Below are 26,956 nucleotides of genomic sequence, written 5' to 3'. Positions count from 1 at the left end.
TCAGCGAGCAGGATCAGCGCGCGCTTCGGCAAGCCTGTGATCCGCGCGAATTGCTCGAGCGAACCGAACGGCCCCCTCGCCCGCGCCGCGACGATCCGCGCCGCCCAATCGTCGGACGGCAGCTCGCCGGCGGCGAGACGCACCCGCTCCTCGTCCGGATCGGCCCAGCGGAAGCCGTCGATCATGCGGAAGCCGAGCCGCACCGCGTGATGCTCGCCGCAGCGCTCCTCCAGCGTGCACTGGCCCTCGCTGAACGACACGTCGACCGGGCGCACCTCGACCTTGTTACTTCGCGCATCGCCGACGATCTGCGCCGGCGCGTAGAACCCCATCGGCTGCGAATTCAGCAGCGCGCAGCAGAACGCGTCGGGATGCTCGCACTTCATCCAGGCCGAGACATAGACCAGCTTGGCGAAGCTCGCCGCATGGCTTTCCGGAAAGCCGTAGGAACCAAAACCCTTGATCTGTTCGAAGCAGTTCTTGGCAAAGGTGGCGTCGTAGCCGCGCTTCACCAGATTGCCGACCATCTTGGCTTCGAACTTGCCGATGGTGCCGACGTTGCGAAACGTCGCCATCGCGCGGCGGAGCTGATTGGCCTCGTCCGGGGTGAAATGCGCCGCCTCGATCGCGATCCGCATCGCCTGCTCCTGGAACAACGGCACGCCGAGCGTCTTGCCGAGGATCTGCCGCAGCTCGTCCTTGTCGCCGGCCTCCCCCGCTGGCGACGGATACACCACAGGCTCCTGCCCGTTCCGCCGCCTTAAGTAAGGATGCACCATGTCGCCCTGGATCGGGCCCGGCCGCACGATCGCAACCTCGATGACGAGGTCGTAGAAACATCTCGGTTTGAGGCGCGGCAGCATGTTCATCTGCGCCCGGCTCTCGACTTGGAACACGCCGATCGACTCGCCGCGCTGGAGCATCTTGTAGACTTTGTTGTCGTCCTCCGACTTGATGTCGGAGAGCTGAAAGCGCACGCCCTTGTGCTGCGCGATCAGATCAAACCCCTTGCGGATGCAGGTCAGCATGCCGAGCGCCAGCACGTCGACCTTCATCATCTTCACCGCGTCGATGTCGTCCTTGTCCCATTCGATGAAGGTACGATCCGCCATCGCGGCATTGCCGATCGGCACGTAGCTGTCGAGCCGGTCTTGCGTCAGCACGTAGCCGCCGACATGCTGCGACAGATGCCGCGGAAAGCCGATCAGCTCGGTGGCGAGTTCGACCGCGCGGCCGATCATCGGGTTGTGCGGGTCGAGCCCGGCCTGCCTCACCTGCATCTCATTGAGGCCCCTGCCCCAGCTTCCCCACACCGTATCGGCGAGCGCCGCGGTGACGTCTTCGGACAGGCCGAGCGCCTTGCCGACGTCACGGATCGCCGAGCGCGGCCGATAATGGATCACGGTGGCGACGATCGCGGCGCGATGCCGGCCGTAGCGGCGATAGATGTACTGCATCACCTCTTCGCGGCGCGAATGCTCGAAATCGACATCGATGTCCGGCGGCTCGTCGCGCTCCTCGGAGACGAAGCGCTCGAACAACAGGTCGATCTCGGTCGGATCGACGCAGGTGATGCCGAGCACGTAGCAGACGGCCGAATTCGCCGCCGAGCCGCGACCCTGGCACAGAATATCCTGCGACCGTGCGTAGCGAACAATGTCGTGCACGGTGAGGAAATAATGCGCGTAGCCGCGGCGCTCGATGATCGCCAGCTCCTTGTCGATGGTGGCCTTCAGCTTGTCGCTGATGCCATGCGGGAAATATTGCTGGATGCCCTGCTCGGTGAGGTCTCGCAGATGAGCCTGCGCGGTCTTGCCGGGCGGCACCGGCTCGTCGGGATAGTGATATTTCAGTTCGTCCAGCGTGAAGCCGATGCGACCCGCGAACCTGAGCGTCTCGGCGATCGCGTCCGGATCGGCACGGAACAGCCGCGCCATCTCGGCGGCGGGCTTGAGATGCCGCTCGGCATTGCCTTCGAGCCGGCGCCCGGCCTTGTCGATCGTGGTCTTTTCGCGCACGCAGGTCAGCACGTCCTGCAGCGCCCGCCGCGAAGCGTGATGATACAGTACGTCGTTGGTGGCGATGCACGGCACCCGTGCGGCGACCGCAATTCGCCGCAGCCGATCGAGCCGCCGCTTGTCGTCGCCGCGATAATACGGCGCGAGGCCGAGCCAGACGGCACCGGCGTTGAGGGCGGTGAGGCGTTCGAGCGCGGTGGCGATCGCTTTGGTCTGGAAGCGATAGGCCGGCATGACGACCAGCAATATCTTCGAATGACGACCCGTAACCTTTCCACCGTCATGCCCGGCCTTGTGCCGGGCATCCACGTCTTGCTGACTCAATCGTAGCAAAGGCGTGGATGGCCGGGACGAGCCCGGCCATGACGAGGTGGGGAGCTGGTGGATGGAAGCCGAAGGCTGATTCATCGAGGCCGAAGCCTCGTCGATGAAGGCCTCCAGATCGGCAAACGTCAGATCGCACTCGCCCTTGTCGGCGCGGAGCTTGCCGGCGCTGAGCAGGCGGCAGAGCCGGCCGTAGGCGGCGCGATCGGTCGGATAGGCCAGCACGTCCGGCGTGCCGTCGACAAAGCACAGCCGCGTCCCGATCAGCAGCTTCGGCTTGTGGATCAGCTCTTCGTTATCGAGCTCGCTGTAGGCGCGCACCACGCCGGCCAGCGTGTTGCGGTCGGCGATGCCGATCGCGTCGAGCCCGAGCCGGCTCGCTTCATGGACATAGTCCTGCGGATGCGATCCGCCTTCGAGGAACGAGAAATTGGTGGTGACGCCGATCTCGGCGTAGCGCGGTGCGCTCATCGCGGTCTCAAGCAAACAGCCCATGCATGTACCAGCGCGGCTGGCCGGTACCGCCTACTTCCGGCATCACCTCGCTGCCGTACAGGCCGTCGCGATACAGCCAGAACCGCACGCCGGCGTCGTCCTCGATCCGGAAGTAATCGCGGGTCAGCCCCGGCTCGGCGGCGCGCCACCACTCTGTCGCGATCCGCTCCGGTCCTTCGGCGCGGGCGACGCGATGGAGAACACGGCGCCAGGTGAACTGCGCCGGCGGGCCGTCCGGCACGCCGGCCAGCACCTCGATCGGCTCCGGTGGCTGTAACAGCCGCAAGGGCCGCAGCGGCGGTTCGTCGGCCCGCGCCGGCCACGGCGCATCGCCCGGCTCAGGCGGACAATGCTGCACCGGTACGGCGAGCGCGGCGCGCTCGGGGATATGCGTATCCTGCGGCAGATAGCGCACCACCCGCTTGGCCCCGAGCCGCGCCGCCAGCGTGTCGGCCAGCAAGGCGACATCCTCGGCCTGATGCGCGGTGGTGTCGAAACCGCGCTGCGCCTCGGTCACGGCCACGCTGACGCTGGCGGCGAGCCGGATCAGATCGAAGCCGAAGCCGGGATCGAGCGGATCGTTCAGCGCGTCGAGCTTTTCGGCGAACAGCCGCTGCACCACCTCGACCCGCGTCACCGGCTGCCCGGTCTCGACGCTGATGCTGCGCACCGCGCCATCGCTGCGAAACAGGCTGGCGGTGAGCTGCCGCGCACCTTTGCCACTCCGCTCCATCGCGGCGATCAGCAGCCGCGCCAGCGCCAGCAGCGTCGGCAGAATGACCTCGGTGGTGGCAACCGGTTCGGGGAAATTCTTGTCGACGACGTAGTCCGGCGCCGGCCGCCGCGGCGAGATCGGCGCGTCGTCTTCGCCGGTCGCCTGGCGCAGCACTGCGACGAAGCCTTCGCCGAACCGTGCGGCGAGTTCGGTCGGCCGCCGCGCCAGCACCTCGCCGACGGTCTTGAACCCGGCGCGGCGCAGGCCGCGGACGATCGCGTCATCGACGCCGAGCGCCGCCACCGGCAGCGGCGCCACCGCCCGCGGCTCGTCGCCCGGCGCGACGATCAGGCCGGAGCCGCCGCGGGTCAGCGCCCGCGCCGCCACCGCGGTGCCGGCGATCGCGGCGCTGACCACAAAGCCCTGCCGCGTCAGCGCCGCGGTCAGCGTGTTCAGCAGCCTGACCTCGTCGCCGAACAGATGCGCGCAGCCGGTGATATCGAGCAGCAGCCCGTCGGCACCGTCGAGTGCCACCAGCGGCGTGAAGCGATCGCACCAGTCAGCGATTGCATTCAGCAGCACCGCATCGGCGTGCGGATCATGATCGATGACATCGAGCGCCGGATGCATCGCCCGCACGGTGGCGAGCGGCATTCCGGGCAGCACCCCGCCGCGGCTGGCGCGCGCATCGCAGGCCACCACCACCAGCGCGTTGTCGCGCTTGGCGGCGACGACACGCGGAGGCGCAGCATCAGCCGGCGAGCCGGTGCCCGCCTGCGGCGAGGCCCGTTCGAGCCGATCGGTCGAAAGCCTCGGCAGCCAAAGGCCGAGAATGCGTCTGCGGTTCACGGAAGCGGCACGCATCACAATTCCATTCCATGATCCAGCGGCCGGTCTGGCCGCGACGATTGCGAACAAGGGAGGTGTCGAGCACCGGGGCGCCCCAGCCTTCGATCGGCGGCGAAGGCGCCGCGCGGATCACCCAGCGGGTCTCCGCGGTCGAGGCCTGCGGCGCAGCGGCGATCCGCAGCATCAGCGCGGTGACGCCGGACTGCTGCGCCGCCAGCGTCAGCTTTCGCGAGGCGACGGAATCGAACCCGCGGGTCTCGCCCCACAGCTCAGTAATCACCGCGCCGAGCCCGTTGCAGGCCAGCGCATCGGCGGCGGCGCGCAGTGCGCTGTCGGCATCATGGGCGCGTACCATCACCAACCGGCGCGGATCGAGCCCGAGTTCGGCGAAGCCTTCCATCGCCAGCTCGCCGTTCTCGCGCGCGGAGAAATCCTGACGGATCCACAGCAGGAAGCGCTGTTCGGCGAGCAGCTGCGCCACGCCGGCGACGAAGCCGGTCGCAGCGCTGGCCTGGTGGCCATCGCAGAACACTTCGTGCAGCGCGCCCTGCATCAGGCCGCCGTGCAGCACCGCATCGACGTCGTCATGGCCGAGCGGCACACGGCGCAGCGTCTCCGCCGTGCCGCTTTCGAGCCGGTCGATTTCGCCCTGCAGGCGCGCAAGCATGCCGAGGCGCGCGCTGTCCATGCGCCGTTCCTTTTCCGCTGCCGTTTTTCGGATTCGATGAACCCGTTGCCGGCTCATTTGTTCATGATATGTTCTAATAAATCCCTGCTCCCGGGCGGAGTCAATCGGGATCGCACCGAGGTCTTGCGGCAAATTTTTTCGCGAGATGAATCAAGGAGATTCCAAGCATGGACGTGCAGCGCAAGCTGGCCATCCTGGCGGACGCGGCGAAATACGACGCCTCCTGTGCCTCGAGCGGGACGGAGAAACGCGACAGCCAGGGCGGCAAGGGGCTGGGCTCGACCGCGCCCGGCATGGGCATCTGTCATTCCTATGCGCCGGACGGCCGCTGCATCTCGCTGCTCAAGGTGCTGCTGACCAACGCCTGCGCCTACGACTGCCTGTACTGCGTCAACCGGGCGTCGTCGAACGTGCCACGCGCCCGCTTCACCGTGGGTGAGGTGGTGCAGCTCACGCTCGACTTCTATCGCCGCAACTACATCGAGGGGCTGTTTCTGTCCTCGGGCATCATCCGCAGCGCCGACTACACCATGGAGCAGATTGTCGAAGTGGCGCGACGCCTGCGGGAGGAGCATCACTTCCGCGGCTACATTCATCTGAAGACGATTCCGGAAGCCGACGACGCGCTGATCGCCAAGGCCGGCCGCTATGCCGACCGGCTCAGCATCAATATCGAAATGCCGGAGGAGACCAGCCTCGCCCAGTTAGCGCCGGAGAAAAACGTCCGCGCCATCCGCCGCACCATGGGGCGGCTGCGGCTGAAGCTGGATGAAGCGACCGAGGCCAAGGCCGAGGCGCGGAAGACCCCCACCCGCGCCAAGCCGCCGCGCTTCGCACCGGCCGGGCAGAGCACGCAGATGATCGTCGGCGCCGACGCCGCCACCGACCAGACCATCCTCGACACATCCGCCAATCTTTACGGCTCGTACAATCTGAAACGGGTGTACTATTCGGCGTTCAGCCCGATCCCGGATTCCAGCCGGGCGCTGCCGCTGCAGGCGCCGCCGCTGGTGCGCGAGCATCGGCTGTACCAGGCCGACTGGCTGATGCGGTTCTACGGCTTCGACGCCGGCGAAATCATCGATCCCGCTGCCGGCATGCTGTCGCTGGAGATGGATCCGAAGCTCGCCTGGGCGCTGCGCCACCGCGACCGCTTCCCGCTCGACGTCAACCGCGCCAGTCGCGAGGAATTGCTGCGCATTCCCGGCTTCGGCCGCAAGGCGGTCGACCGCATCATCGATACCAGGCGCCACAGCGCGATCCGCAGCGCGGACCTGGCCAAGCTGCACATCCCACGGAACAAGGCGCTCCCCTTCATCGTTCTCCCCGACCACCGCCCGCCGACTTACCAGCTCGACGGCACGCGGCTGGCGGAGCGGTTTCGGCCGAAGGCGCGGCAACTGGGATTTGGGTTTTAGAGGCCCGCGACCAAGTAACAACCTCCGTTGTGCCCGGGCTTGTCCCGGGCATCCACGCCTTCCGGCGCGTCCGGCAAAAAAACGTGGATGGCCGGGACGAGCCCGGCCATGACGCGTTGAAAGGTGGTCCTCAACTAATTGAACAAGGAGACGAAGCGATCACCACCATGCACCGCATCCGGCTCGACAGCGAGACCGATTTCGACGGCTGGCGCAAGGCGGCGCGGGAGCTGGTGCTGGCGGATGTGGCACCGGCCGATATCACTTGGAGCGTGACGGGCGATGAGCCGGAGCTGTTCGACGCGGCGGGGCTTGCCGCGGATGCGGGAGCCTTTGCTGAAACGGCCGCGCCGTTCACACACTTTACCCAATCGCCCTCCCCCGCGCAGACGTTCAACGTCCCGGCCCGCTTCGTTGAGTTGGCGCAAGTCGCGATCCTGCATCGCGATCCACAGCGTTTTGCTTATCTGTATCAGTTACTGTGGCGGCTGCGCGCCAATCCCGAGCTGATGCAGGTCGCGACCGATCCCGACGTGGCGCGGCTTTCGGCGATGGCCAAGGCGGTGCGACGCGACGAGCACAAGATGCACGCCTTCGTCCGCTTCCGCGAGATCGGCCGCGAGCCGAAGTCGCGCTACGTCGCCTGGTTCGAACCCGAGCACCATATCGTCGAGCTGGCAGCGCCGTTCTTCGCCCGCCGCTTCGCCGATATGGAATGGTCGATCCTGACGCCGGACGTCTGCGCGCATTGGGACGGCCACAGGGTTGCGATCACGCCCGGCATCACCAAGACAGTGGCGCCGTCGGAGGATCGCCTCGAACAAACCTGGCTCACCTACTACGCCAGCATCTTCAATCCGGCGCGGCTGAAAACCAGGGCGATGCAGGCAGAGATGCCGAAGAAATATTGGCGCAATCTGCCCGAAGCGGCTTTGATCAAGCCGCTGATCGACCACGCCGAGCGCAAGGCGCACGCGATGGTCGCGGCCGAGGCGACCGCGCCGAAGAAGCCGCAGCGACAGGAGCCGCCGATGACAAAAGCCAAGCCGAAGGCCGACACGCTGGCGCATCTGCGCGAGGAAGCGAAAGATTGCCGCGCCTGCGACCTGTGGAAGGACGCCACCCAGACCGTGTTCGGCGAAGGTCCGCAGCACGCCACCGTGATGCTGGTCGGCGAGCAGCCAGGCGACAAGGAAGACCTCGCCGGCAAGCCGTTCGTCGGCCCGGCCGGACAGATGCTCGATCGCGCGCTGGCGGAAGCCGGCGTCGACCGCAGCAAGACCTATGTGACCAACGCAGTGAAGCACTTCAAATTCGTGCCGCGCGGCAAGATCCGCCTGCACCAGAAGCCGAACACGCCGGAGATCAAGGCCTGCCGGCAATGGTACGAGCGCGAACTCGCCGCGGTGCAGCCGCTGCTGGTCGTCGCCATGGGCGCCACTGCGGCACAGAGCGTGCTCGGCAAGATCACCCCGATCAACAAGACCCGCGGCAATCTGATCGACCGCGACGACAGCCCGCAGGTGCTGGTGACGGTGCATCCGTCCTATCTGCTGCGCCTGCCCGACGCCGAAGCCAAGGAGCGCGAATACGCCCGCTTCGTCGACGACCTGAAGATCGTCGCCGCGCATCTGAAGAAGGCAGATGCGGCGTAGCGTGACGCGCCAATGACGCAGCGCGGTGTCGCTGCGCCTTTCGCACGTCTTCGACAGCATCTATTTCCATTCGACGGAATGGCCGCGAAATTTGGTAACCGTCGCAACTTGCGCGGGTTGAGCAACCGCGCCGAACCGGCTAACCCTCCGCTGCACTGCCAACGCTGCAGCGCAGCGTGTGCGCCGCAAGACCAACAACAACAGCGAGGATTTCCCCTGATGTCGGCCCTCTCCCGATCGATCGCCACCCTGGCGACCGCCGCCCTGCTGACCGCTTCGAGCGGCCAGGCGATGGCGCAGAAGAAATACGGCCCCGGCGCCAGCGACACCGAAGTCAAGATCGGCAACATCGTGCCGTATTCCGGCCCCGCCTCGGCCTATGGCAGCGTCGGCCGGGCGCAGGAAGCCTATTTCAAGATGATCAACGACAAGGGCGGCATCAACGGCCGCAAGATCGTCTACATCTCCTACGACGACGCCTATTCGCCGCCCAAGGCCGTCGAACAGACCCGCAAGCTGGTCGAGAGCGACGAAGTGCTGTTCATGTTCTCGCCGCTCGGCACGCCGTCGAACACCGCGATCCAGAAATATCTCAACGCCAAGAAGGTCCCGCATCTGTTCCTGGCATCGGGCGCCACCAAATGGAACGATCCGAAGCACTTCCCGTGGACGATGGGCTGGCTGCCGAGCTACCAGAGCGAAGGCCGGATCTACGCCAAGTACATCCTGAAGGAGAAGCCGGACGCCAAGATCGCCGTGCTGTACCAGGGCGACGATTTCGGCAAGGACTATCTGAAGGGCCTCAAGGACGGACTCGGCGCCAAGGCGTCCCAGGTCGTGGTCGAGGACAGCTACGAGCTCACCGAGCCGACCGTCGACTCCCACATCGTCAAGATCAAGGCCGCCAATCCGGACGTGCTGGTGATCTTCGCGACGCCGAAATTCGCCGCGCAGACCATCAAGAAGGTCGCCGAACTGGCGTGGAAGCCGATGATGATCGTGCCGAACGTCTCGGCCTCGACCGGCAGCGTGATGAAGCCGGCCGGCTTCGAGAATGCCCAGGGCATCGTCTCCGCCTCCTACGCCAAGGACGCCACCGACAAGCAGTGGGAAAACGACCCGGGCATGAAGGCCTACTACGAGTTCATGGCCAAGTACGCGCCTGATGCCAGCCGCGCCGATTCTTCTTTCATGACCGGCTACAACATCGCCGAGACGGTAGCTGTGCTGATCAAGCAGTGCGGCGACGACCTCAGCCGTGAAAACGTCATGAAGCAGGCGGCCAACCTGAAGGGTGTCCAGCTCGGAGGTCTGCTGCCGGGCGTGACACTCAACACCTCGGCGACCGACTTCGCACCGATCGAGCAGTTGCAGATGATGCGGTTCGAAGGCCAGAACTGGAAGCTGTTCGGCGATGTGATCGAAGGCGAAGTGCATTCGCCGAACGGCGGCTAGTCGCTCCCTCACCTTCGTCATTCCGGGGCGCCGCGCAGCGGCGAACCCAGAATCTCGAACTGCCCTGAACCTCTGGATCCCGGGTTCGCTCGCTGCGCGAGCGCCCCCGGGATGACGGCCTGAGGCGGCCGTCACTTGCCGGCCCGGGGCGCGCCTGCCACAACGGGCACATGACCGATCATCGCCCGCTGCTCCGCGCCATTTTCGATGTAGCCGTCGCCGCCGCGCACCCGGATCGCATCCTCGCACCGTATCTGCCGCCGGCCCCGCCGGGCCGGATCATCTGCCTCGCCGCCGGCAAGAGCGCCGCCGCGATGGCCGCGGCCGCGGAACGGCATTATCTCGACAACTCGGGCCTGGAACCGTCACGGCTGGTCGGCATCGCCACCACCCGCCACGGCCACCGCGTGCCGACCCACCGCGTCGAGGTGATCGAGGCCGGCCATCCGATGCCCGACGCTGCCGGCGTGCGCGGGGCAGAAGCCAGCCTCGCCCTCGCCGCCACCGCGACGCCGGACGATCTGCTGCTGGTGCTGCTGTCGGGCGGCGGCTCGGCCAACTGGATCGCGCCGGCCGACGGCGTGACGCTGGCGCAGAAGCAGCAGGCCACCCGGGCGCTGCTGCGCTCCGGCGCGCCGATCGGTGAGGTCAACACCGTCAGAAAACACCTGTCCCGGATCAAAGGCGGCCGCCTCGCCCGCGCCGGGCAGCACGCCGGGCAGATCGTGACGCTGGCGATCTCCGACGTGCCGCGCGACGAGCCCTCCGCAATCGCCTCCGGCCCCACCGTACCGGATCCGACCACGCTGGCCGACGCGCGGGCGCTGGTGGCACGCTATCAACTCGAGCTGGATCCGGCGATCGCCGCCGCGCTGAACGATCAGCGCAACGAGAGCGTCAAGGCCGGCGACGCCGCATTCGCCCGCGCCCGGTTCGAGATCATTGCACGGCCACGACAGTCGCTCGATGCGGCGATCCAAGTTGCGCGCGACGCCGGCTACGAGGTTGCCGATCTCGGCGCTGATCTCGAAGGTGAAGCCCGCGAGGTTGCCGCCGCGCATGCCCGGCTCGCGCGCGAGGCTCGGGCTTCCGGGCGCAAACTGGCGATCCTGTCCGGCGGCGAACTCACCGTCACAGTACGCGGCCAGGGCCGCGGCGGTCCCAACCAGGAATATGCCCTGGCGCTGGCGCAGAGCTTGTCCGACCTGCCCGACATCGCCGCCCTCGCGGCCGACACCGACGGCGCCGACGGCGGCGCCGGCAACGCCGATGATCCCGCCGGCGCGCTGATCGACGCCGCAACCTTCGCGCTGATCGCTCAGCACCAGCTCGATCCCGCCGCCTATCTCGCCGACAACGACGCCACAGGTTTCTTCGCCCAGAACGGCGGCCTGCTGATCACCGGCCCGACGCTGACCAACGTCAACGATATTCGGGTGATTTTGGCTTAGCTCGTCCCCCTCTCCGTCATTGCGAGCGAAGCGAAGCAATCCAGGTGCTCCGCACCTTGGGCTGCTGGATTGCTTCGTCGCTTCGCTCCTCGCAATGACGCACGAGAGGCCGCGCGCTAACAATCGCCGTCATGCGCGGGCTTGACCCGCCTGCGCGGCCGTAGCCGCTCCGGCGCGGCGAAGCCCGCGCATCCATCTATTCTGGAAGCTGGATCGCCGGGTCGAGCCCGGAGATGACGCCAAGGTTCGTTGGACGCGTCTGAGTTAGAGTAGTTGGGTTTTTGATAGTATCGGGAATCACAATTGGCACAACCTCATGGTGAGGAGGCGCGAAGCGCCGTCTCGAACCATGCGCTGCAGGCGATGCGGCTCCTCATCCTTCGAGACGCCGGCTTTGCCGGGCTCCTCAGGACGAGGACTTTAGACCCCTTGGCAAGGGCCAAGCCCTCTACGACTACAAGTCCGCTACAATCACAAGTCTGCTTCAATCAATCGATCAAGCGCAGTAGCGCGGGTTCGTTGTGCTACTCCGCCGCCCTGGGCTGTCGCCGGTCGAGCGAGGACAGCGCCTGGAGCAGCACCGAGCGGACGCGCTCGCTATCGGTGGCGGCGACCGCTGCAGTGTCGAGGCGGAAGTCGAAGCCGGGCACTTTCTCGATCACCACCGCCGAGGCTTCGCTGCCGTCGCGGAGCTGATCGATCGCATACGGCACCACCTCGCGGCTGATCCCCTTCATGGTGATCGAGGACAGCGCATGGGCGTCGACGATGTCGCTGACAAGCGCATAGGTCTCGTAGGACACCACGATGCCGCCAGGCTCCGCGATCGATTGCAGCCGAGCGGCGAGGTTCGCCTCGGCGCCGATGATGGTGTAGTCCATCCGGTCGGCGCTGCCGAAATTGCCGACATTGCAATAGCCGGAATTGATCCCGATCCGCGACCGGAACGGCTGCTCGATCCCCGCGGCGCGCCATTTGGCATTGAGTTCGGACAGCCGGCGCTGCATCGCCCACGCCATCCGCACGCAGGCCTGGGCGTCGGCGCGGTCGCCTTTGGTCTCCGGATCGCCGAAGAAGATCAGCATCGCGTCGCCGATGAACTTGTCGATGGTGCCGCCATAGCGATGCGCGATCTCCGACATCTCGGTGAAGTACTCGTTGAGGAGCTGGGTGATCAGTTCCGGCTGCAGCCGCTCGGTGGTGGCGGTGAAATTCTGGATGTCGGAGAAGAAGATCGTCAGCTTCTTGCGCTCGGTGTGGATGACGACGTCCTTCTGCCCGGAGAAGATGCTCTTGTAGATCTGCGGCGGGATGTAGCGCGAGATCTTCATCGACAGCGAAGCCAGGAAGTCGTTGTTGGTCTCGAGCTCGCGGTTCATCGCGACGATCTTCAGCGATTGCCGGCGTTGCATCGCCAGGAACGACACACCGCACACCGCCGCCAGCACGAAATACGCCAGCAGGAACTTGAACGAGAACAGGTTGGCGGCGATCGGCTGGGTAATCATCACCTCCTGGATGCCGCGGACGTCGCCGACCTTCCAGTCGCGCTTCGGGCTTTCGGGATGAGTGTTGTGGCAGGCGACGCAGGCCGGCGCCATCGTCACCGGCGACACCAGCCGGACGCTGTCGCTGAACAGCCCGGCGGATGCCGACACGATGTTCTCGCTCGAGTCCTTGCGCAGCGCCGCGAGCGCGTCGCGCTCGAAAGCGTCGAGCTGATGCGGCGCGCGATTGGCGAACGGATAATCCGAGACGAAGCGGTAGGTGATATTGCTCTGCTGCTCGCCGATCACCTTGCCGAGCTCGAGCGACAGCGTCGCCGGGATCGGAATCGCGCCGGGCACGGTCTCGTAATCGTGGATCACCTGCACCTGGCCGGGATGGGCCAAGATCCGCCCGACCACGTTGGCGGCGTAATAGTGGCGGACGCTCTTGATCACCGAATTCAGGTCGGACGCCTGCCGGCGCAAGGCCGCGTCGACGAGGTTGGTGAGATCGAGCCACACCGCCAGCGGCAGGCCGAGCAGCAGCACCGCGATCGCGAGGCCGGTCCACCATCCGCGGGCGCGCAGATCCTCGGTGTCTGACTTGTCCATTCCGGGCCCGTCCCCCTTGCCGCCGTGGCCGGCAACCTAAAGTGCAGGCGGTATAAAGGGAAGCATCCGAGGTGCAGGGCTACCCATCGGAGGCGGCCGATCCCGCTCCAATTGCCCGCTTGGCCGGCTGGTGGTGGGGCGGAGCGGGAGCGCTGGGTGCGCGGTCGGCGATCGGCGATCGCGCCAAAGCCGGTGCGCCGGCGGACAGAATCAGGCATGTCAGCCAGAGACTCACGGGAACGCAGAAAACGAAGGCGTCCCGTTCCGCGAGCCGGGCGTCCGATGCATTGTTTCCGCGTGGCTGTCCCTCTAATGTTCGCGTCAGGGCGTTCCACGGCGGCGGGTGCATGCACGAACTGATTGGCGATATCACGCTGAGCATCCTATTCGCCTGGCTGCTCGGACTGGTCGCGCATTTTTTCCGCCAGCCGCTGATCCTCGCCTACCTCGTCGCCGGCTTCGTGATCGGCCCGTTCGGCCTCGGCTGGGTCAAGTCGGAGAACTCAATCACGGTCATCTCCGAGCTCGGCCTGATCTTCATGCTGTTCATGATCGGGCTGGAGATCGACCTGAAGAAGATCATCCGCGCCGGCCCGGTGATCCTGGTGGCCGCCGGTGGTCAGATCGCCGGCGGCGTCGCACTCGGCATCGCGTTCTTCGTCGGCATCGGGCTCGCGTTCGGAGGCGGCCATTTCGACGCGCTGTATCTGACGGTGGCGTGCGCGCTGTCCTCGACCGTGATCATCGTCAAGGTGCTGTACGAGAAGCGCGAGCTCGACACCCTGCCCGGCCGGATCACACTCGGTATCCTGGTGCTGCAAGACATCTTCGCGATCCTGTTCCTGGCGGTGCAGCCCAGTCTCGCCGACCTCCAGATCTCCGTGCTGCTGATCTCGGTCGGCCGCGTCGCCGCGCTGGTCGCGACCGCGCTGCTGCTGTCGCGCTATGTGCTGCCCTGGCTGTTCCATCGCATCGCCCGCACGCCCGAACTGGTGCTGCTCGGGGCTCTGGCCTGGTGCTTCCTGATCGGCGAAACCGCCGAGCGGCTGCACCTGTCGCGCGAGATGGGCGCGCTGGTCGCCGGCGTGTCGTTGTCGACCTTCCCCTATGCGCTCGACGTCACCGCCAAGGTGACGACGCTGCGGGATTTCTTCATCACCCTGTTCTTCGTCGCGCTCGGCATGACGATCCCGATCCCGAACGGCTCGGTGATCGGGCTGGCGCTGGCGATCGCGGTCTTCACGCTCGCGAGCCGGCTGCTCACCACCTTCGTGCCGCTGTATCTGATGAAGCAGGGCCTGCGCGCCAGCCTGCTGCCGGCGCTCAATCTGGCGCAGATCAGCGAGTTCTCCCTGGTGGTGATCCAGACCGGCATCGCCGCCGGCCACATCGGCACCCAAACCGCGAGCGCCGCCTCGTTCGCCTTCGTATTGCTGGCGGTGCTGTCGACCTTCGTGATCATGCGCAGCGATCCGATTACCCGCGGCGCGATCGGGACGATGACCAGGCTCGGCTTCCGCGATCTCGGCCAGCAGCAGAGCGGCGCCGACGCCGCCGCCGAGGCCGGCCACGGCGCGGTGCATCGCATCGTCATCCTCGGCTTCTTCCGCGCCGCAAGCGCCCTGGTCAGCGAAATCGAGCGCCACGCGCCCGAGCGGCTCAAGCAGATCAGCGTGATCGACTTCAACCCGACGGTGTACCGCACCCTCACCGAGCGGGGCATGCACGTGATCTACGGCGACATCAGCAACGTCGCCACGCTGCTGCACGCCGGCGTCGCCAAGGCCGAGATCATCATCCTCAGCGTGCCGGATTCGCTGCTGAAGGGCGCCACCAACGAGCGGCTGGTGCGCCACGTCCGGGCCCTCAATCCGACCGCGCAGATCGTCGCCACGGCGGATCTGCTGACCGATGTCGAGGCGATGTACCAGGCCGGCGCCGACTACGTCACCGTCACCCGGATCACCGAAGCGCAGGAGCTGTTCGACGTGATCGAAGCCGCCGACCACGGCCTGCTGGCCGACAAGCGCGCCGCGCTCGACGCCCGCCTCTCCGAACGCCGGGAAGTACTCCCGTAGTAGCGACACAGACGCGATTTCGCCTCATAGTTGCATCGAAACCACAGACTCGACGAAGCGCCGGCGTATAGTCGGCGATCATTTTGGTTCGTCGTTTTGTCGTTGTTCGTGTCATTGCCCGAGGCACGCGATGTGGAAGAGCATCGTTTCGGCTGGGATGGCCGTGCTGCTGACCGGGTGCGCGATCCACCCGCTGCCGGAGGATTTCTCCGGGGTCGACACGCCCGACATCGTCAAGCGCATCCGCTGCGAGACGCGGGACGCGGTCCAGACCGTGGTGATCGCCTGGATCGACAAGCTCGCCGCGAGCGGCGATCCGATCGCCCAGCAGCTCAGCGTCACCTACGCCGGGGATCGCGAAGCGACCAGCAGCTTCGGCCCCGAACTGTTTCCTGGCCCTGCCTACGGCAAGGTCCGGACGATGATCGACACGTTCTACAAGACCGGCGTCGCCTATAATTTCGACCTCAACATCACCGAAGACAACGACCTGACCTCGCAGGCCAACCTGCTGCGGATCCTGCCCGAGCACGTGTTCAGGCTGAACGTCGGCGCCGGCGCGCTGCGCAAGCGCAGCAACCAACGTACCTTCACCGTCACCGACACCTTCGGCTATCTGCTCAAGACGTTGAACGACCCGGCGCGAGGCCGCTATTGCGACGGGCAGATCGTCGCGGCGAACTACATCTATCCGATCACCGGGCGGATCGGCGTCGAGAAACTGGTCAAAGATTTCATCGAGCTGACGCTGTTCGGCAATCTCGCCGGCAGCAATCACGGCGCGGTCCCGGCGATGACCGACAAGCTGGTGTTCACCACCACCTTGAACGCGAGCGCCACGCCGAGCGTCGTGTTCACCCGCGTCACCACCGCGTTCGAGCTCGCCGACGCGCAATTGACCGCGAGCGCCAAGCGCAGCGACGTGCATCAGGTCGCGATCGCGCTGGCCCTCGCCGGGGATCGCGTCGTCGATCTTGCATCACTGCGGACCTATCTGTTCACGGCGCCGCGCACCGGCACGGCCCCGACTGCAGCGACCCGCCGCACGGGCGGCTCGCAGACCCTCTATGTCGGCGATCGCGTCACCGGCGGCGGAACGCCGTCCGAGGTGCTCGCCGTGATCGCGATCGACCAGATGAAGCGTCGTGAGCTGCAGCTTTACCCGGCACAATGACCGAGGAGACGATGATGGCGGGCGGAGCAGGGAGATCAACAACAAAGGCCAAAGCGAAGTCGAACGCAAAATCGAAAGCGAAGGCAGCCCCGAAATCTGCGGCACCGAAATCTTCGGCACCGAAACAAACGCCGACGAAACAGGCTGCCGGACCTTTCACCCGCTACGTGTCGCCGGCCGCGGCGGTCGTGCGGTTCTGCCGCTCGCTGACGCCTGAGGAGGCCGAGGACTTCATCGTCCGCGCCGAACGAGCGGAAGCTGTCGTCACCCTGAAGGCAACCTCCGTCGCGTTCGTCGACCGCTTCCTGGTGGCCAAACGAAAGCGCGCGGTGATCGAACTCAACTCGATCACCGCGTCGGTGCAGGAGGTCGATCCCTGCCCGGGGAATGACAAGCGGTGCTTCAAAAAGAGCTGATCGTGGCGGAAGCGCCGGCGCGCTCAGAACTCCCGGGCGATCTTGGCCAGCATCGCCAGCAGCGCATCGCGATTGTCCGGCCCTAGCAGTGCCGTGAGCCGCGCTTCGTGGCGGGTCGCCACCAGCTTCTTGGCGCGCGCCAGCGTCGCGCGACCCTTGTCGGTCAGCATCAGGATGTGCGAGCGCCGGTCGCTCGGGGAGCGGGTGCGCAGGCACAGGCCGCGACTCTCGAGCGCATCGAGCATCGCCACGAAATTCGGCCGCAGGATGCCGAGCGTGGTGGCGATTTCGGTCTGGTTGCGTCCGGGATTGGCATCCAGCAGCAACAGCACCGAGAACTGTGCCGGAGTCAGTTGCACGGGCTCGACCGAATGTAGAAAGTCCTCGAACACGCGAAGCTGGGCCCGCTTCAGCGCGTAGCCGAGCAGCTCCGACAGTTCGCCCATCATCAGCTCGGACGCCTCGGCGGCGGGCTCGACCGGCGATGCCTTGCGCGCGGCTCGCGCCGGCTTGGCGACGGCGGCGGTTTTCGATGCGGTCATCGCCGGGCTCGTGATCCTGATCAGCGCAACGGTCGCGCGACGCGTTCGCGGGGCCTTGAGCTTATAGTCGATAATTGTTATGCACCATATCAAATAGCCTGAGCAGAATTCAACTGCCGGCGGATGGAGGCGCGCAACGACGCGCCTTCGCGGGAGGGGACGTTCGCGTGAACACCACGATTCTGCTGTTCCTGTTGCAGGACGGCGTCACCAATGGCGCGATCTACGCACTGCTCGGCCTGGCGCTGGTGCTGGTGTTCGCGGTGACGCGTGTCATTCTGATCCCACAGGGCGAATTCATCACCTTCGGCGCTCTCACCTACGCGACGCTGTCGGCCGGCGGCGTGCCCGGCACCGCCCAGCTCGCACTGGTGATGGGGCTGGTCGCGTTCGGCTTCGAGCTGTTCGGCGCGCGCAGATCCTTGCATCTCGCCAAGGTGGTGCGGGCTGCGCTGATCTATATCGCGTTTCCGGCAGCCGTGCTGGCGCTGGCGACGCTGCTGCCGCCTTACAAGCCGGGGGTCGCGGTCAACATCGCACTGTCGCTGCTGATCGTCGCGGCGATCGGCCTGTTTCTGTATCGCATCGCATTCCAGCCGCTTGCGCATACTTCGGTGCTGGTACTGCTGATCGCCTCGGTCGGCTGCCATCTGGCGCTGCAGGGCTTCGGCCTGGTGTTTTTCGGCGCCGAAGGCCTGCGCGGACCACCGCTGTCGGACGTCGCGCTCAGCGTCGGGCCGCTGCTGTTCACCGGGCAGAGTCTGGCGGTTTACGGCATCACGCTGGCGCTGATGGCGGCGTTATGGCTGTTCTTCGGCTTCACCCGCTACGGCAAGGCGCTGCGCGCCACCGCGGTCAACCGGCTCGGGGCGCGGCTGGTCGGCATCCGCACCTCACTCTCCGGCCAGATCGCATTCCTGCTCGCCTCGGTGATCGGCGCGATCTCCGGCATCCTGATCGTGCCGATCACCACGCTCTATTACGACACCGGCTTCCTGATCGGGTTGAAGGGCTTCGTCGCGGCGATCATCGGCGGTCTGGTCAGCTACCCGCTCACCGCCGTCGCCGCGGTCGTCGTCGGCATCGTCGAGTCGTTCTCTTCGTTCTACGCCTCGAACTACAAGGAGGTGATCGTCTTCACGCTGATCCTGCCGGTGCTGGTGCTGCGATCGCTCGCCGCCCCCGCGGTCGAAGAAGAGAAGGACTGACCGCGATGACGCGTTGGTTGCCGGTTCTCCTGTTCGCCGCCGCGATGACGGCGCTGCCGCTGATCCCGGGGATTCCGCCGTTCTGGATCGTGCTGCTCGACAATATCGGCCTTGCCGCGCTGGTGGCGATGGGGCTGGTGCTGCTCACCGGCGTCGGCGGCCTCACCTCGTTCGGCCAGGCCGCGTTCTGCGGCTTCGGCGCCTACACCACCGCCTACATCACCACGGTCTACGGCCTGTCGCCGTGGCTGGCACTGCCGGCCTCGCTCGCGGTCGCCGGCATCGCCGCGGTGCTGCTCGGGCTGATGACGGTGCGGCTGTCCGGCCACTATCTGCCGCTCGGCACCATCGCCTGGGGCATCGCGCTGTATTATCTGTTCAGCAAGCTCGATTTCCTCGGCCGCAACGACGGCATCTCCCGGGTGCCTCCGCTGTCGATCGGCCCGATCGACATGTACGATCCCCACAGCATCTATTTCGTGATCTGGGCGATGGTGCTGATCAGCGCGGTGCTGACCATGAACCTGCTCGACAGCCGTACCGGCCGCGCCATTCGCGCGCTGCGCCGCGGCCATGTCGCCGCCGAAGCATTCGGGGTGCAGACCGCGCGTGCCAAGCTGCTCGTGTTCATCTACGCGGCGGTGCTGGCCGGCCTGTCGGGCTGGCTGTACGCGCATTTCCAGCGCAACGTGAACCCGACGCCGTTCGGGCCGCAGGCCGGCATCGAATATCTGTTCATTGCCGTGGTCGGCGGCGCCGGCTATGTCTGGGGCGGCGTGCTCGGCGCCGCGATCGTCATCATTCTGAAAGAGGTGCTGCAGGGCTATCTGCCGCTGCTGTTCGGCGGCCAGGGCCAGCTCGAGATCATCGTGTTCGGCATCCTCCTGGTGGTGCTGTTGCAGCTCGCGCCCGGCGGCGTGTGGCCGTGGCTCGCCAATCTGGTGCCGTTGAAATTTCGCCGCACCGCCACCGGAAAGGCCGGCGGCCTGCCTGCACGTGAGCGGGTGGGCAGCTCCGCCGCACCGCTGTTGAAAGTGGAGCGGGCGCGAAAACAGTTCGGCGGCGTGGTCGCCGTCAACGATGTGTCGTTCGAGGTCAACGCCGCCGAGATCGTCGCGCTGATCGGCCCCAACGGCGCCGGCAAGTCGACCACCTTCAACCTGATCACCGGCATCCTCACCACGACCGGCGGACGGATCGAAGTGCACGGCAAGCCGGTCGACAACACCCCGCCGCAGGAAGTGGTGAAGCTCGGCATCGCCCGCACCTTCCAGCATGTCAAGCTGGTGCCGGACATGACCGTGCTGGAGAACGTCGCGATCGGCGCGCATCTGCGCGGCCGCTCCGGCGCGATCACCAGCATGCTGCGGTTCGATCGCGGCGACGAGGCCAAGCTGCTCGCCGAGGCCGCACGCCAGATCGAGCGCGTCGGTCTCGGCGCCGAGATCGATCAGCTCGCAGGCAGCCTGTCGCTCGGCCAGCAGCGCATCGTCGAGATCGCCCGTGCGCTGTGCGCCGATCCGGAACTGCTGCTGCTCGACGAGCCGGCGGCGGGCCTGCGCCACATGGAAAAGCAGCGGCTCGCAGCATTGCTGCGTCAGCTCAAGGATAGCGGCATGTCGGTGCTGCTGGTCGAACACGACATGGGCTTCGTGATGGACCTCGCCGACCGCATCGTCGTGCTCGACTTCGGTACAAGGATCGCCGAAGGCACGCCCGACGCGATCAAAACCAATCCGGACGTGATCAAAGCCTATCTCGGAGCGCTGGCATGACCGCCCTGCTTTCGGTGTCCGGCGTCTCGGTGTCCTACGGCAAGGTCGAGGCGGTGCGGAACGTGTCGCTCGAGGTGCGGACGCGCGAGATCGTCACTGTGGTCGGCGCCAACGGCGCCGGCAAGACCACCCTGCTCAGCGCCACGATGGGCGTGCTGCCGCTGAAGGGCCGCGTCACTTTCGACGGCATCGACGTCGCGCGGCTCGACATCGAGGACCGCGTCGCCGCCGGGCTGTCGCTGGTGCCCGAGCATCGCGAGCTGTTCGCCACCATGACGGTGGAGGACAATCTCGAACTCGGCGCCTTCCGCATCGCCAAGAGCATCGCCGCGCAATCGCAGGAGCGGGTCTATGGCCTGTTCCCGCGGCTGAAGGAGCGGCGCAAGCAGCTCGCCGGCACGCTGTCCGGCGGCGAGCAGCAGATGCTGGCGATGGGCCGTGCGCTGATGGGCGCGCCGAAGCTGTTGATGCTCGACGAGCCGAGCCTCGGCCTCGCCCCGATCATCGTTGCCGACATCTTCCGTATCGTCGGCGAATTGCGCGAAGCAGGCGTATCGGTGCTGCTGGTGGAGCAGAACGCAAAGGCCGCGCTCGCAATCGCCGACCGCGCCTATGTGATGGAGCTCGGCGAGTTCGTTCTCGACGGGCCGGCCTCAGAGGTCGCCCGCAACGAGGCGGTGGTCGCCAGCTATCTCGGCTTCTCGCATCCCGCCTGACGGCTCCGCCGACGCGGTGGGTAAGGTTGCGCAGGCGTCGAGCCGCACGACGCAATTCCGCCCGAGATCCTTGGCACGATACAGTGCCAGATCGGCGCGGCGCATCAGCGACGACAGGTCGCCGCCGCCATAGGTAGCGAGGCCGAAGCTCATCGTCACCGCGACCTGGCGACCGTCGCACGCCACCTCGGTTGCGCACCGCCGGCACAGCTCCAGCGCGTAGTCGTTCGCCTGCTCGTCGCTGACGCCGACGATCAGGCCGGCGAATTCCTCGCCGCCGTGACGGGCGATCAGCATGCCGCGCGGCGCAGCGAAGTCACGCAGAATGCCGCCGATCTCGGCGAGCACGCGGTCGCCGATCGTGTGGCCGTAGTGATCGTTGATCGCCTTGAAGCGGTCGAGGTCGCACATCAGCGCAACGACAGGCTGGCCGGTGAAACTCGCCCGCGCCAGCAATGTCGCAGCGGCCTCGTCGAAACCGCGGCGATTGAGCAACCCGGTCAGTGTGTCGGTACGGGACATCCGCACCAGCTCGGCGCGGGTCGAGGTCAGTTGCTGCATCAGCCGCGCCGACCGATACGCCATCGCGCCGGACAGCGTCGTGGAGACGCCGAGCGCGACCAGCAACGACGCCTTCACAACTGCGCCGACTTCGACGGTCGCACTCCAGTCGGTGCCGAGATCGGAGATCAGAAAGACGAGGGTGACGATCGCCGTGATCCCGCCCGCGACCGCCACCCGGCCCGCGGTGTAGCGGATCGCATCACGCTGCGTGACGATCTGGTTCGGCATCAGTCACCGTTGTTGGGGGCCGGACCGGCGCGGAGGCGTAACCGCCTCGGCCGCCGGTCGCTGGCCCGATGCGCAGCGTTGCGCCGCGCGTATTCCGTTGCACCCTGGTAGTCCTACCAGAGGCCGGGCATGGGTCACGTTAACTCCGTGCAATTCGAACCATCAGCCTTAACGCGGCGCTAAGAGCCGCCTCGCGATTTCTGCGATGCGGGAGAGCCGGTGCCGGGCACCTTCGAGGCGGAACACAGAAAAAGGGCCGGCCCACGGAGAGGCCGGCCCCGCCACGCGGGCGAACGCGTTTGTGCGCGACGGCTATTTCACCATCACGTACTTGCCGTCCTTCACCGTCAGCAGAATCCGCGACCGATCGTCGAGTCCGTAGCGATCGGTCTCGGTGAAGCTGTACACGCCCTGGCTCGCTGCGATGTCCTTCTCGGTGATCAGCGCCTTGCGGATCGCCTCGCGGAACTCCTGCGTTCCCGGCTTGGCAGTCTTCAGTGCCACCGGCACCACCCGCTCCAGCACCTTGAAGGCGTCGAACGAATGCGCGGCGAACTGGCTGCGGCTGTTCGGGCCGTACTTGGCTTCATAGGCGGTGTTGAGTTCGAGCCCGGGCTTCTTGGTCAGCGCGCTGTCATCCTGACCTTCCGGATCCATCACAGGGCCGGACGCCATCAGCACGCCCTCGGCCGCCTTGCCGGCGATGCGGATGAAGTCCATCGAGGCGGCGCCGTGGGTCTGATAGATCAGGCCCTTATAGCCGCGCTCGCGCAACGTGGTCTGAGGCAGCGCCGCGGCGGTTCCGGACGCGCCGACCAGGATCGCATCCGGATTGGCCGCGACCAGCTTCAGCGCCTGTCCGGCGACCGAGGTGTCAGGACGCGCGAAGCGCTCCTCGCCGACGATCTTCAACCCCATCCCCTCGCCCTGCTTCTTCAGATCGTTGAACCACAGGTCGCCGTAGGAGTCCGAATAGCCGATATAGCCGACGGTCTTGATGCCGTTCTTCTTCATGTGCTCGTAAAGCACCTTGCCCATGATCGGGATCGGCTGCGGCATCGCCACCGACCACTTGGCGCGCTCCGGCGTGACCGGCAGCGGCGCCAGCGCGATATGCGGCACCTGGGCTTCGTTGGCGACGTTGGACACCGCCACGGTCGGCGGCGTCACCGACGAGCCCATGATCACGTCGGCCTTGGACTCCGTGACGAAACGCCGCGCATTGGTGGTGGCCGCGGTCGGATCGCCGCCGTCGTCGAGCACGATCACCTTGAGCGGATGGCCGCCGATTTCCTTGGCGACGAATTCGAGCGCGTTGCGCTCCGGAATGCCGAGCGCCGCGGCGGGGCCGGTGGTGGTGACGGTGATACCGATGGTGATTTCATTGGTCTCGGCCAGCGCGGCACCGGAAAGCCCCGGCAACGCGAAGGTCACGGCGAGCGCCGCAGCGGACAGCTTGAACTTGGACACGTTCTCCTCCTCCCTCTTATGGTATCGGCCGTGTTCGGCGCGATCTTGTCGTCCTGTTTACGGCATCACCGGCGGCGAGTCAGCCCCGCATGAATTTGGACTTCACCTCCTCCGGCACCGCCACCGATTTCAGCCGTCCCGGATCGTCCGGATGGCGACCGACCAGCACCCGCGTCTCGAAGCCTTCGAGCGCCAACTGCTCGGCCTTGAACACCTTGTGCACCACTTCGAAGCTGGAGCGCCCGAACCGCTCGATCCGGCTCTCGATGCTGATCACGTCGCCATAGGTCGAGGGGATGTAGAACTTGGCGCGGGTATCCACCATCGGAATCCCGACCAGCCCATAAACCTTGATCAGGTCGCGTTTCGAACACCCGGCTGCAACAAAAAGCGCCGAGGTGGAATCGTCGAACATCGCGAAGTAACGCGGGTAATAGACAATATCCGCCGGGTCACAATCGCCCCACTGGATCTGCACCTCACGGCGGTTGGTGAACATCGATAGTCGCCTAGCTCTCAGTTGGTCATTCCGGGGCGCCGCGCAGCGGCGAACCCGGAATCTCTTGCGCAGATCATCTCGGGATTCCGGGTTCGCGGACTGCGTCCGCGCCCCGGAATGACGGAGACCATTGCCCCTCACTCCAGCGCGATCACATGGTCCGGCGGCGGTTCGGCGTAAAGGTCGGCAATCAGAGCGGCGCGATATTCCAGCACGGCGCGCTGGTTGACCGAGCCCTTGTCGGTGATCTCCCCCTTGTCAATCGACAGCGGCTCGCCGAGCAGCACCGCGCGGGTGACCCGGTTCGAGGAGCCGGTCGCCTGGGTCAGCAGCGCGGCAAATCGCTCGCGGAACGCCTCGCGGATTAGGTGATCGGCTGCCATGCCAGCGAGGTCGTCCAGCGGCAGCGTGGCGTTGATCAGCTTGCAGCCGTCTGGATCGAGGATCGCCAGCGCGGTGACGTAGTCGCGGTCCAGACCGGCGATCACCACGTCGCGCACCAGCGGTGCGCAGGCGGCGATGAACTTCGCCCGAAGCGGACCGACGCTGACCCAGGTGCCGGACGCCAGTTTGAAGTCCTCGGAGATGCGGCCGTCGAAATCGAAGCCGCGCGAGAGGTCATTGGTATCGACCGGCTTCAGCGCGTCGTTGAGCTTGTAGAAGCCCTCCTCGTCGAACGCCTTTTCGGTCAGCTCCGGCGCACGCCAATAGCCGGGGGTGATGTTCGGGCCCTTGGCGCGGACTTCCAGCTTGCCGTTGTTCGGCACCAGCTTGGCCTCGTTGCCCGGCACCGGCAGCCCGACATGGCCGGAGCGGCTGGTCTGCGGCGTCACCGACATGAAGAACGGCGCGGTCTCGGTCGCGCCAAGTCCGGTCAACATCGGTACCCGCGCGCCGGTCTCGGCCACCGCGACCTCGTCGAGCCCGTTCCAGACGTGCGCGGCGAGGCTGGCGCCGGAGAAAAACATCGCGTGCAGCCGGCTGAAGAACAGTTTGCGAAGCTGGGCATCCTCGCGCAGCACCGGCAGCAGCGACTCGTAGCCCTTCGGGACGTTGAAATACACCGTCGGGGCGATCTCGCGCAGGTTGCGGATGGTGGCGGCGATCCCGGCCGGCGTCGGCTTGCCGTCGTCGATATACATCGAGCCGCCATTGAACAGCGTCAGGCCGATGTTGTGATTGCCGCCGAAGGTGTGATTCCAAGGCAGCCAGTCGACGATCACCGGCGGCTCGTCCTTGAGGAACGCCATCGCCTCGCGGATCATCACCTGGTTGGCGCAGATCATCCGCTGGGTGTTGATCACCGCCTTCGGATTGCCGGTGGAGCCGGACGTCAGCAAGAACTTGGCGATGGTGTCGTGGCCGATCGCCTCGTGCTTGGCGGCCAGTTCGGGATGTTCGGGCGTCGCCAGCAATTCTGCGAGCGACGTCACTTTGCGCCCCGTCACCTCGCCCCGGGTGGCGGCCAGTTCGACCTCGCCCGGCGCGGTGGCGAGGATCGCCGGTGCGAACGCGGTGATGTCGTCGGCGAAGATCAGGCCGGGCGTCAGCAATCCGACGATGTGGCGCAGCTTGCCGTAATCCTTAGACACCAGCGAATACGGCGGCGACACCGGACACATCGCGACGCCGGCATACAGCGCGCCGAACATCACCATCGCATGGTCGATCGAATTGCCGGACAGGATCATCACCGGCCGTTCGGCCGACAGGCCGCGCGCGATCAGCGCCGAGGCGATGGTCTGCGCGGCGCGCAGCATCTCGGCATAGCTGATCCTGCGCCAACCGCCCTGGCTGTCGCGCTCCGCCATGAACACCCGGTCCGGCGCACTCTCGGCGAAGTGATGCAGCCGGTCGGTGATCCGCACCGGATAGTCGGTCAGCGTCGTGGTCGAGCGCACGTAGATCGTGCCGTCCGGCTTTCGCTCGGTGGCGATGCCGATCTCGCCGAACGAGATGTCGCGCAGCGGATGAGCCGCATCGTGCCCGGCGGCAGTGGCGGCGAGTGCAATGGGATCGGTCATGGCGTCCATCACGGCTCCGTTCAGCTCGGCCGAACCTTGGCTGTCTTGTGATCGAGGAAAGCGCGTATCCGCGTCTTGGCTTCCTGGTCGCTCTGCGCCACGGTCGCCATCAGCGATTCCATCAACAGGCCGGTCTGCGGATTGGCCTCGGCAATCATCGGCAGCGCCTGCAGCACCGCAAAATTGGTCAGCGGCGCATTCTGCGCCACACGGTTGCCGAGCTCCAGCGCCTTGTCGTAGGCCGAGCCGTCTTCGATCAGGTACTGGGAGAAGCCGTGCACGACGCCCTCGGCGGCGGAATACACACGACCTGTGAGCATCATGTCGGCCATCCGCGCGACGCCGATCAGCCGCGGCAGACGCACCGAGCCGCCGCCGCCGACGAAGATTCCGCGACTGCCTTCCGGCAGCGCATAGTAGGCCGAAGGCTCGGCGACGCGGATATGCGCCGCGCAGGCGAGCTCGAGCCCGCCGCCGATCACCGCGCCCTTCAGCGCCGCGATCACCGGGACCCGGCAATACTGGATCCTGTCGAACACCCGGTGCCAGGTCTGCGAATGCACCAGCCCCTCGGTGGCGTCGCGCTCGCGCAGCTCGGACAGATCGAGACCGGCGGAGAAGTGATCGCCGAGGCCGTGGATCACCACCGCGCGGATCTCGTCGGGAATGTCGGTGAGGCAGTCCTTCAGCGCCGCCATCAGCCCGTCATTGAGGGCGTTGCGTTTCTTGGGACGATTGAGACCGATCGTCAGCACGGGGCCGACGGTATCGACGACAAGCGTCGACGGGTCCGCGAGGGTCGCGGCCTGAGCGTTTCCTGTGAGCACTTATTACGTCCTGTGCAGAATAGTTATACACTATAACAATCACTTGGGGCCGGCGTCAATCGGGGTGCGTTCGAAATGCGGCTAGGCGTTCAGGTGCTGGTCCAACGTCCTGCGCGGCGCACTCCCTCGCCCCGCCCTTGCGGGGAGAGGGTTGGGGTGAGGGGCAGCTCTCCACGAGTCTCTGCGGCTCGGCCGCGTGGAAGCGCCCCCTCACCCGGATCAGCGCTTCGCGCCGATCCGACCTCTCCCCGCACGCGGGGAGAGGTCG

General features: G+C 66.3%; 20 protein-coding genes. 10 read left to right on the top strand and 10 right to left on the bottom strand.

Annotated features, from left to right (window positions below):
* From DU475_RS14270 to DU475_RS14260, 3 genes are all read right to left on the bottom strand, one after another.
* The coding region (locus tag DU475_RS14270; protein WP_164632496.1) for an error-prone DNA polymerase at positions 1-2,813 on the bottom strand (2,813 nt) is incomplete at its 3' end.
* 7 nt (positions 2,814-2,820) lie between these two features.
* On the bottom strand, positions 2,821-4,416 hold the full coding sequence (locus DU475_RS14265) for a Y-family DNA polymerase (protein WP_164632495.1): 1,596 nt from the start codon (positions 4,414-4,416) through the stop codon (positions 2,821-2,823).
* Positions 4,304-5,089: an ImuA family protein gene (locus DU475_RS14260; RefSeq protein ID WP_047308873.1), complete on the bottom strand. Its 786-nt coding sequence runs from the start codon at positions 5,087-5,089 to the stop codon at positions 4,304-4,306. Before DU475_RS14260 ends, DU475_RS14265 begins: the two co-directional genes overlap by 113 nt.
* A 167-nt stretch (positions 5,090-5,256) precedes the next feature.
* On the opposite strand from DU475_RS14260, the gene DU475_RS14255 reads away from it, so the two are divergent.
* The 4 genes from DU475_RS14255 to DU475_RS14240 all read left to right on the top strand — a co-directional run bounded on the left by DU475_RS14255 (position 5,257) and on the right by DU475_RS14240 (position 11,068).
* On the top strand, positions 5,257-6,507 hold the full coding sequence (locus DU475_RS14255; RefSeq protein WP_164632494.1) for a putative DNA modification/repair radical SAM protein: 1,251 nt from the start codon (positions 5,257-5,259) through the stop codon (positions 6,505-6,507).
* Between the two features lie 167 nt (positions 6,508-6,674).
* Positions 6,675-8,162 (top strand): UdgX family uracil-DNA binding protein, encoded by a 1,488-nt coding sequence (locus DU475_RS14250; protein ID WP_164632493.1) that lies wholly within the window; start codon positions 6,675-6,677, stop codon positions 8,160-8,162.
* A gap of 219 nt (positions 8,163-8,381) precedes the next feature.
* On the top strand, positions 8,382-9,617 hold the full coding sequence (locus DU475_RS14245; RefSeq protein WP_164632492.1) for an ABC transporter substrate-binding protein: 1,236 nt from the start codon (positions 8,382-8,384) through the stop codon (positions 9,615-9,617).
* A gap of 170 nt (positions 9,618-9,787) precedes the next feature.
* The gene (locus tag DU475_RS14240; RefSeq protein WP_164632491.1) at positions 9,788-11,068 is read left to right on the top strand and encodes a glycerate kinase type-2 family protein; all 1,281 of its coding nucleotides are present in this window, start codon (positions 9,788-9,790) and stop codon (positions 11,066-11,068) included.
* 524 nt (positions 11,069-11,592) lie between these two features.
* Here the strand turns inward: DU475_RS14240 and DU475_RS14235 are convergent.
* Positions 11,593-13,167, bottom strand: coding sequence for an adenylate/guanylate cyclase domain-containing protein (locus DU475_RS14235; protein WP_164632490.1), 1,575 nt, complete (start codon positions 13,165-13,167; stop codon positions 11,593-11,595).
* Positions 13,168-13,514: 347 nt separating this feature from the next.
* Here DU475_RS14235 and DU475_RS14230 point away from each other — a divergent pair, with 347 nt between their 5' ends.
* The 3 genes from DU475_RS14230 (at position 13,515) to DU475_RS14220 (ending at position 16,835) form a co-directional block, all read left to right on the top strand.
* Positions 13,515-15,245 carry a cation:proton antiporter gene (locus tag DU475_RS14230; protein ID WP_164632489.1) on the top strand — a complete coding sequence of 577 codons (1,731 nt, stop codon included), beginning with the start codon at positions 13,515-13,517 and terminating at the stop codon, positions 15,243-15,245.
* 130 nt (positions 15,246-15,375) lie between these two features.
* Positions 15,376-16,419: a Y4kA family protein gene (locus tag DU475_RS14225; RefSeq protein ID WP_013503413.1), complete on the top strand. Its 1,044-nt coding sequence runs from the start codon at positions 15,376-15,378 to the stop codon at positions 16,417-16,419.
* Positions 16,416-16,835 (top strand): hypothetical protein, encoded by a 420-nt coding sequence (locus DU475_RS14220; protein ID WP_205524381.1) that lies wholly within the window; start codon positions 16,416-16,418, stop codon positions 16,833-16,835. Before DU475_RS14225 ends, DU475_RS14220 begins: the two co-directional genes overlap by 4 nt.
* A gap of 23 nt (positions 16,836-16,858) precedes the next feature.
* Here the strand turns inward: DU475_RS14220 and DU475_RS14215 are convergent, their stop codons facing one another.
* Positions 16,859-17,377, bottom strand: a complete 519-nt coding sequence (locus DU475_RS14215) for a MarR family winged helix-turn-helix transcriptional regulator (protein WP_047308367.1) — start codon at positions 17,375-17,377, stop codon at positions 16,859-16,861.
* 167 nt (positions 17,378-17,544) lie between these two features.
* Between DU475_RS14215 and DU475_RS14210 the strand changes: the two genes are divergently transcribed.
* Genes DU475_RS14210 through DU475_RS14200 form a run of 3 tightly spaced genes read left to right on the top strand, consistent with a single transcriptional unit; the run spans position 17,545 to position 21,076 of the window.
* Complete coding sequence (locus tag DU475_RS14210) at positions 17,545-18,585, top strand: branched-chain amino acid ABC transporter permease (RefSeq protein ID WP_013503416.1); 1,041 nt, start codon at positions 17,545-17,547, stop codon at positions 18,583-18,585.
* 5 nt (positions 18,586-18,590) lie between these two features.
* Positions 18,591-20,360 (top strand): branched-chain amino acid ABC transporter ATP-binding protein/permease, encoded by a 1,770-nt coding sequence (locus tag DU475_RS14205; protein ID WP_164632488.1) that lies wholly within the window; start codon positions 18,591-18,593, stop codon positions 20,358-20,360.
* Positions 20,357-21,076 carry an ABC transporter ATP-binding protein gene (locus tag DU475_RS14200; protein ID WP_164632487.1) on the top strand — a complete coding sequence of 240 codons (720 nt, stop codon included), beginning with the start codon at positions 20,357-20,359 and terminating at the stop codon, positions 21,074-21,076. Before DU475_RS14205 ends, DU475_RS14200 begins: the two co-directional genes overlap by 4 nt.
* Here DU475_RS14200 and DU475_RS14195 read toward each other — a convergent pair.
* The 5 genes from DU475_RS14195 to DU475_RS14175 all read right to left on the bottom strand — a co-directional run bounded on the left by DU475_RS14195 (position 21,014) and on the right by DU475_RS14175 (position 26,688).
* Positions 21,014-21,868 (bottom strand): GGDEF domain-containing protein, encoded by an 855-nt coding sequence (locus tag DU475_RS14195; protein ID WP_164632486.1) that lies wholly within the window; start codon positions 21,866-21,868, stop codon positions 21,014-21,016. The two genes, DU475_RS14200 and DU475_RS14195, sit on opposite strands and share 63 nt — an antisense overlap.
* Before the next feature lie 312 nt (positions 21,869-22,180).
* Complete coding sequence (locus DU475_RS14190; RefSeq protein ID WP_013503420.1) at positions 22,181-23,338, bottom strand: ABC transporter substrate-binding protein; 1,158 nt, start codon at positions 23,336-23,338, stop codon at positions 22,181-22,183.
* A 79-nt stretch (positions 23,339-23,417) separates the two neighbouring features.
* Positions 23,418-23,837 carry an acyl-CoA thioesterase gene (locus DU475_RS14185; protein WP_013503421.1) on the bottom strand — a complete coding sequence of 140 codons (420 nt, stop codon included), beginning with the start codon at positions 23,835-23,837 and terminating at the stop codon, positions 23,418-23,420.
* A 137-nt stretch (positions 23,838-23,974) separates the two neighbouring features.
* Positions 23,975-25,870, bottom strand: coding sequence for a feruloyl-CoA synthase (locus tag DU475_RS14180; RefSeq protein WP_164632485.1), 1,896 nt, complete (start codon positions 25,868-25,870; stop codon positions 23,975-23,977).
* Positions 25,871-25,881: 11 nt separating this feature from the next.
* Positions 25,882-26,688, bottom strand: a complete 807-nt coding sequence (locus DU475_RS14175) for a crotonase/enoyl-CoA hydratase family protein (RefSeq protein ID WP_164632484.1) — start codon at positions 26,686-26,688, stop codon at positions 25,882-25,884.
* Positions 26,689-26,956 lie beyond the last annotated feature (268 nt).

Origin of the sequence: Rhodopseudomonas sp. WA056 (assembly GCF_010906995.1) — a bacterium.
GTDB lineage: Bacteria > Pseudomonadota > Alphaproteobacteria > Rhizobiales > Xanthobacteraceae > Rhodopseudomonas > Rhodopseudomonas palustris_G.
The sequence above is the reverse complement of the archived record's forward strand: the minus strand, read 5'-3'. Positions and strand labels throughout refer to the sequence as shown.

Coding starts and splice junctions, on each gene's coding strand:
- DU475_RS14245 (WP_164632492.1), top strand. CDS start 8,382: ATGTCGGCCCTCTCCCGATCGATCGCCACCCTGGCGACCGCCGCCCTG.
- DU475_RS14235 (WP_164632490.1), bottom strand. CDS start 13,167: ATGGACAAGTCAGACACCGAGGATCTGCGCGCCCGCGGATGGTGGACC.
- DU475_RS14225 (WP_013503413.1), top strand. CDS start 15,376: ATGTGGAAGAGCATCGTTTCGGCTGGGATGGCCGTGCTGCTGACCGGG.
- DU475_RS14180 (WP_164632485.1), bottom strand. CDS start 25,870: ATGGACGCCATGACCGATCCCATTGCACTCGCCGCCACTGCCGCCGGG.
- DU475_RS14205 (WP_164632488.1), top strand. CDS start 18,591: ATGACGCGTTGGTTGCCGGTTCTCCTGTTCGCCGCCGCGATGACGGCG.
- DU475_RS14185 (WP_013503421.1), bottom strand. CDS start 23,837: ATGTTCACCAACCGCCGTGAGGTGCAGATCCAGTGGGGCGATTGTGAC.
- DU475_RS14240 (WP_164632491.1), top strand. CDS start 9,788: ATGACCGATCATCGCCCGCTGCTCCGCGCCATTTTCGATGTAGCCGTC.
- DU475_RS14230 (WP_164632489.1), top strand. CDS start 13,515: ATGCACGAACTGATTGGCGATATCACGCTGAGCATCCTATTCGCCTGG.
- DU475_RS14200 (WP_164632487.1), top strand. CDS start 20,357: ATGACCGCCCTGCTTTCGGTGTCCGGCGTCTCGGTGTCCTACGGCAAG.
- DU475_RS14250 (WP_164632493.1), top strand. CDS start 6,675: ATGCACCGCATCCGGCTCGACAGCGAGACCGATTTCGACGGCTGGCGC.
- DU475_RS14195 (WP_164632486.1), bottom strand. CDS start 21,868: ATGCCGAACCAGATCGTCACGCAGCGTGATGCGATCCGCTACACCGCG.
- DU475_RS14260 (WP_047308873.1), bottom strand. CDS start 5,089: ATGGACAGCGCGCGCCTCGGCATGCTTGCGCGCCTGCAGGGCGAAATC.
- DU475_RS14220 (WP_205524381.1), top strand. CDS start 16,416: ATGACCGAGGAGACGATGATGGCGGGCGGAGCAGGGAGATCAACAACA.
- DU475_RS14265 (WP_164632495.1), bottom strand. CDS start 4,416: ATGCGTGCCGCTTCCGTGAACCGCAGACGCATTCTCGGCCTTTGGCTG.
- DU475_RS14215 (WP_047308367.1), bottom strand. CDS start 17,377: ATGACCGCATCGAAAACCGCCGCCGTCGCCAAGCCGGCGCGAGCCGCG.
- DU475_RS14255 (WP_164632494.1), top strand. CDS start 5,257: ATGGACGTGCAGCGCAAGCTGGCCATCCTGGCGGACGCGGCGAAATAC.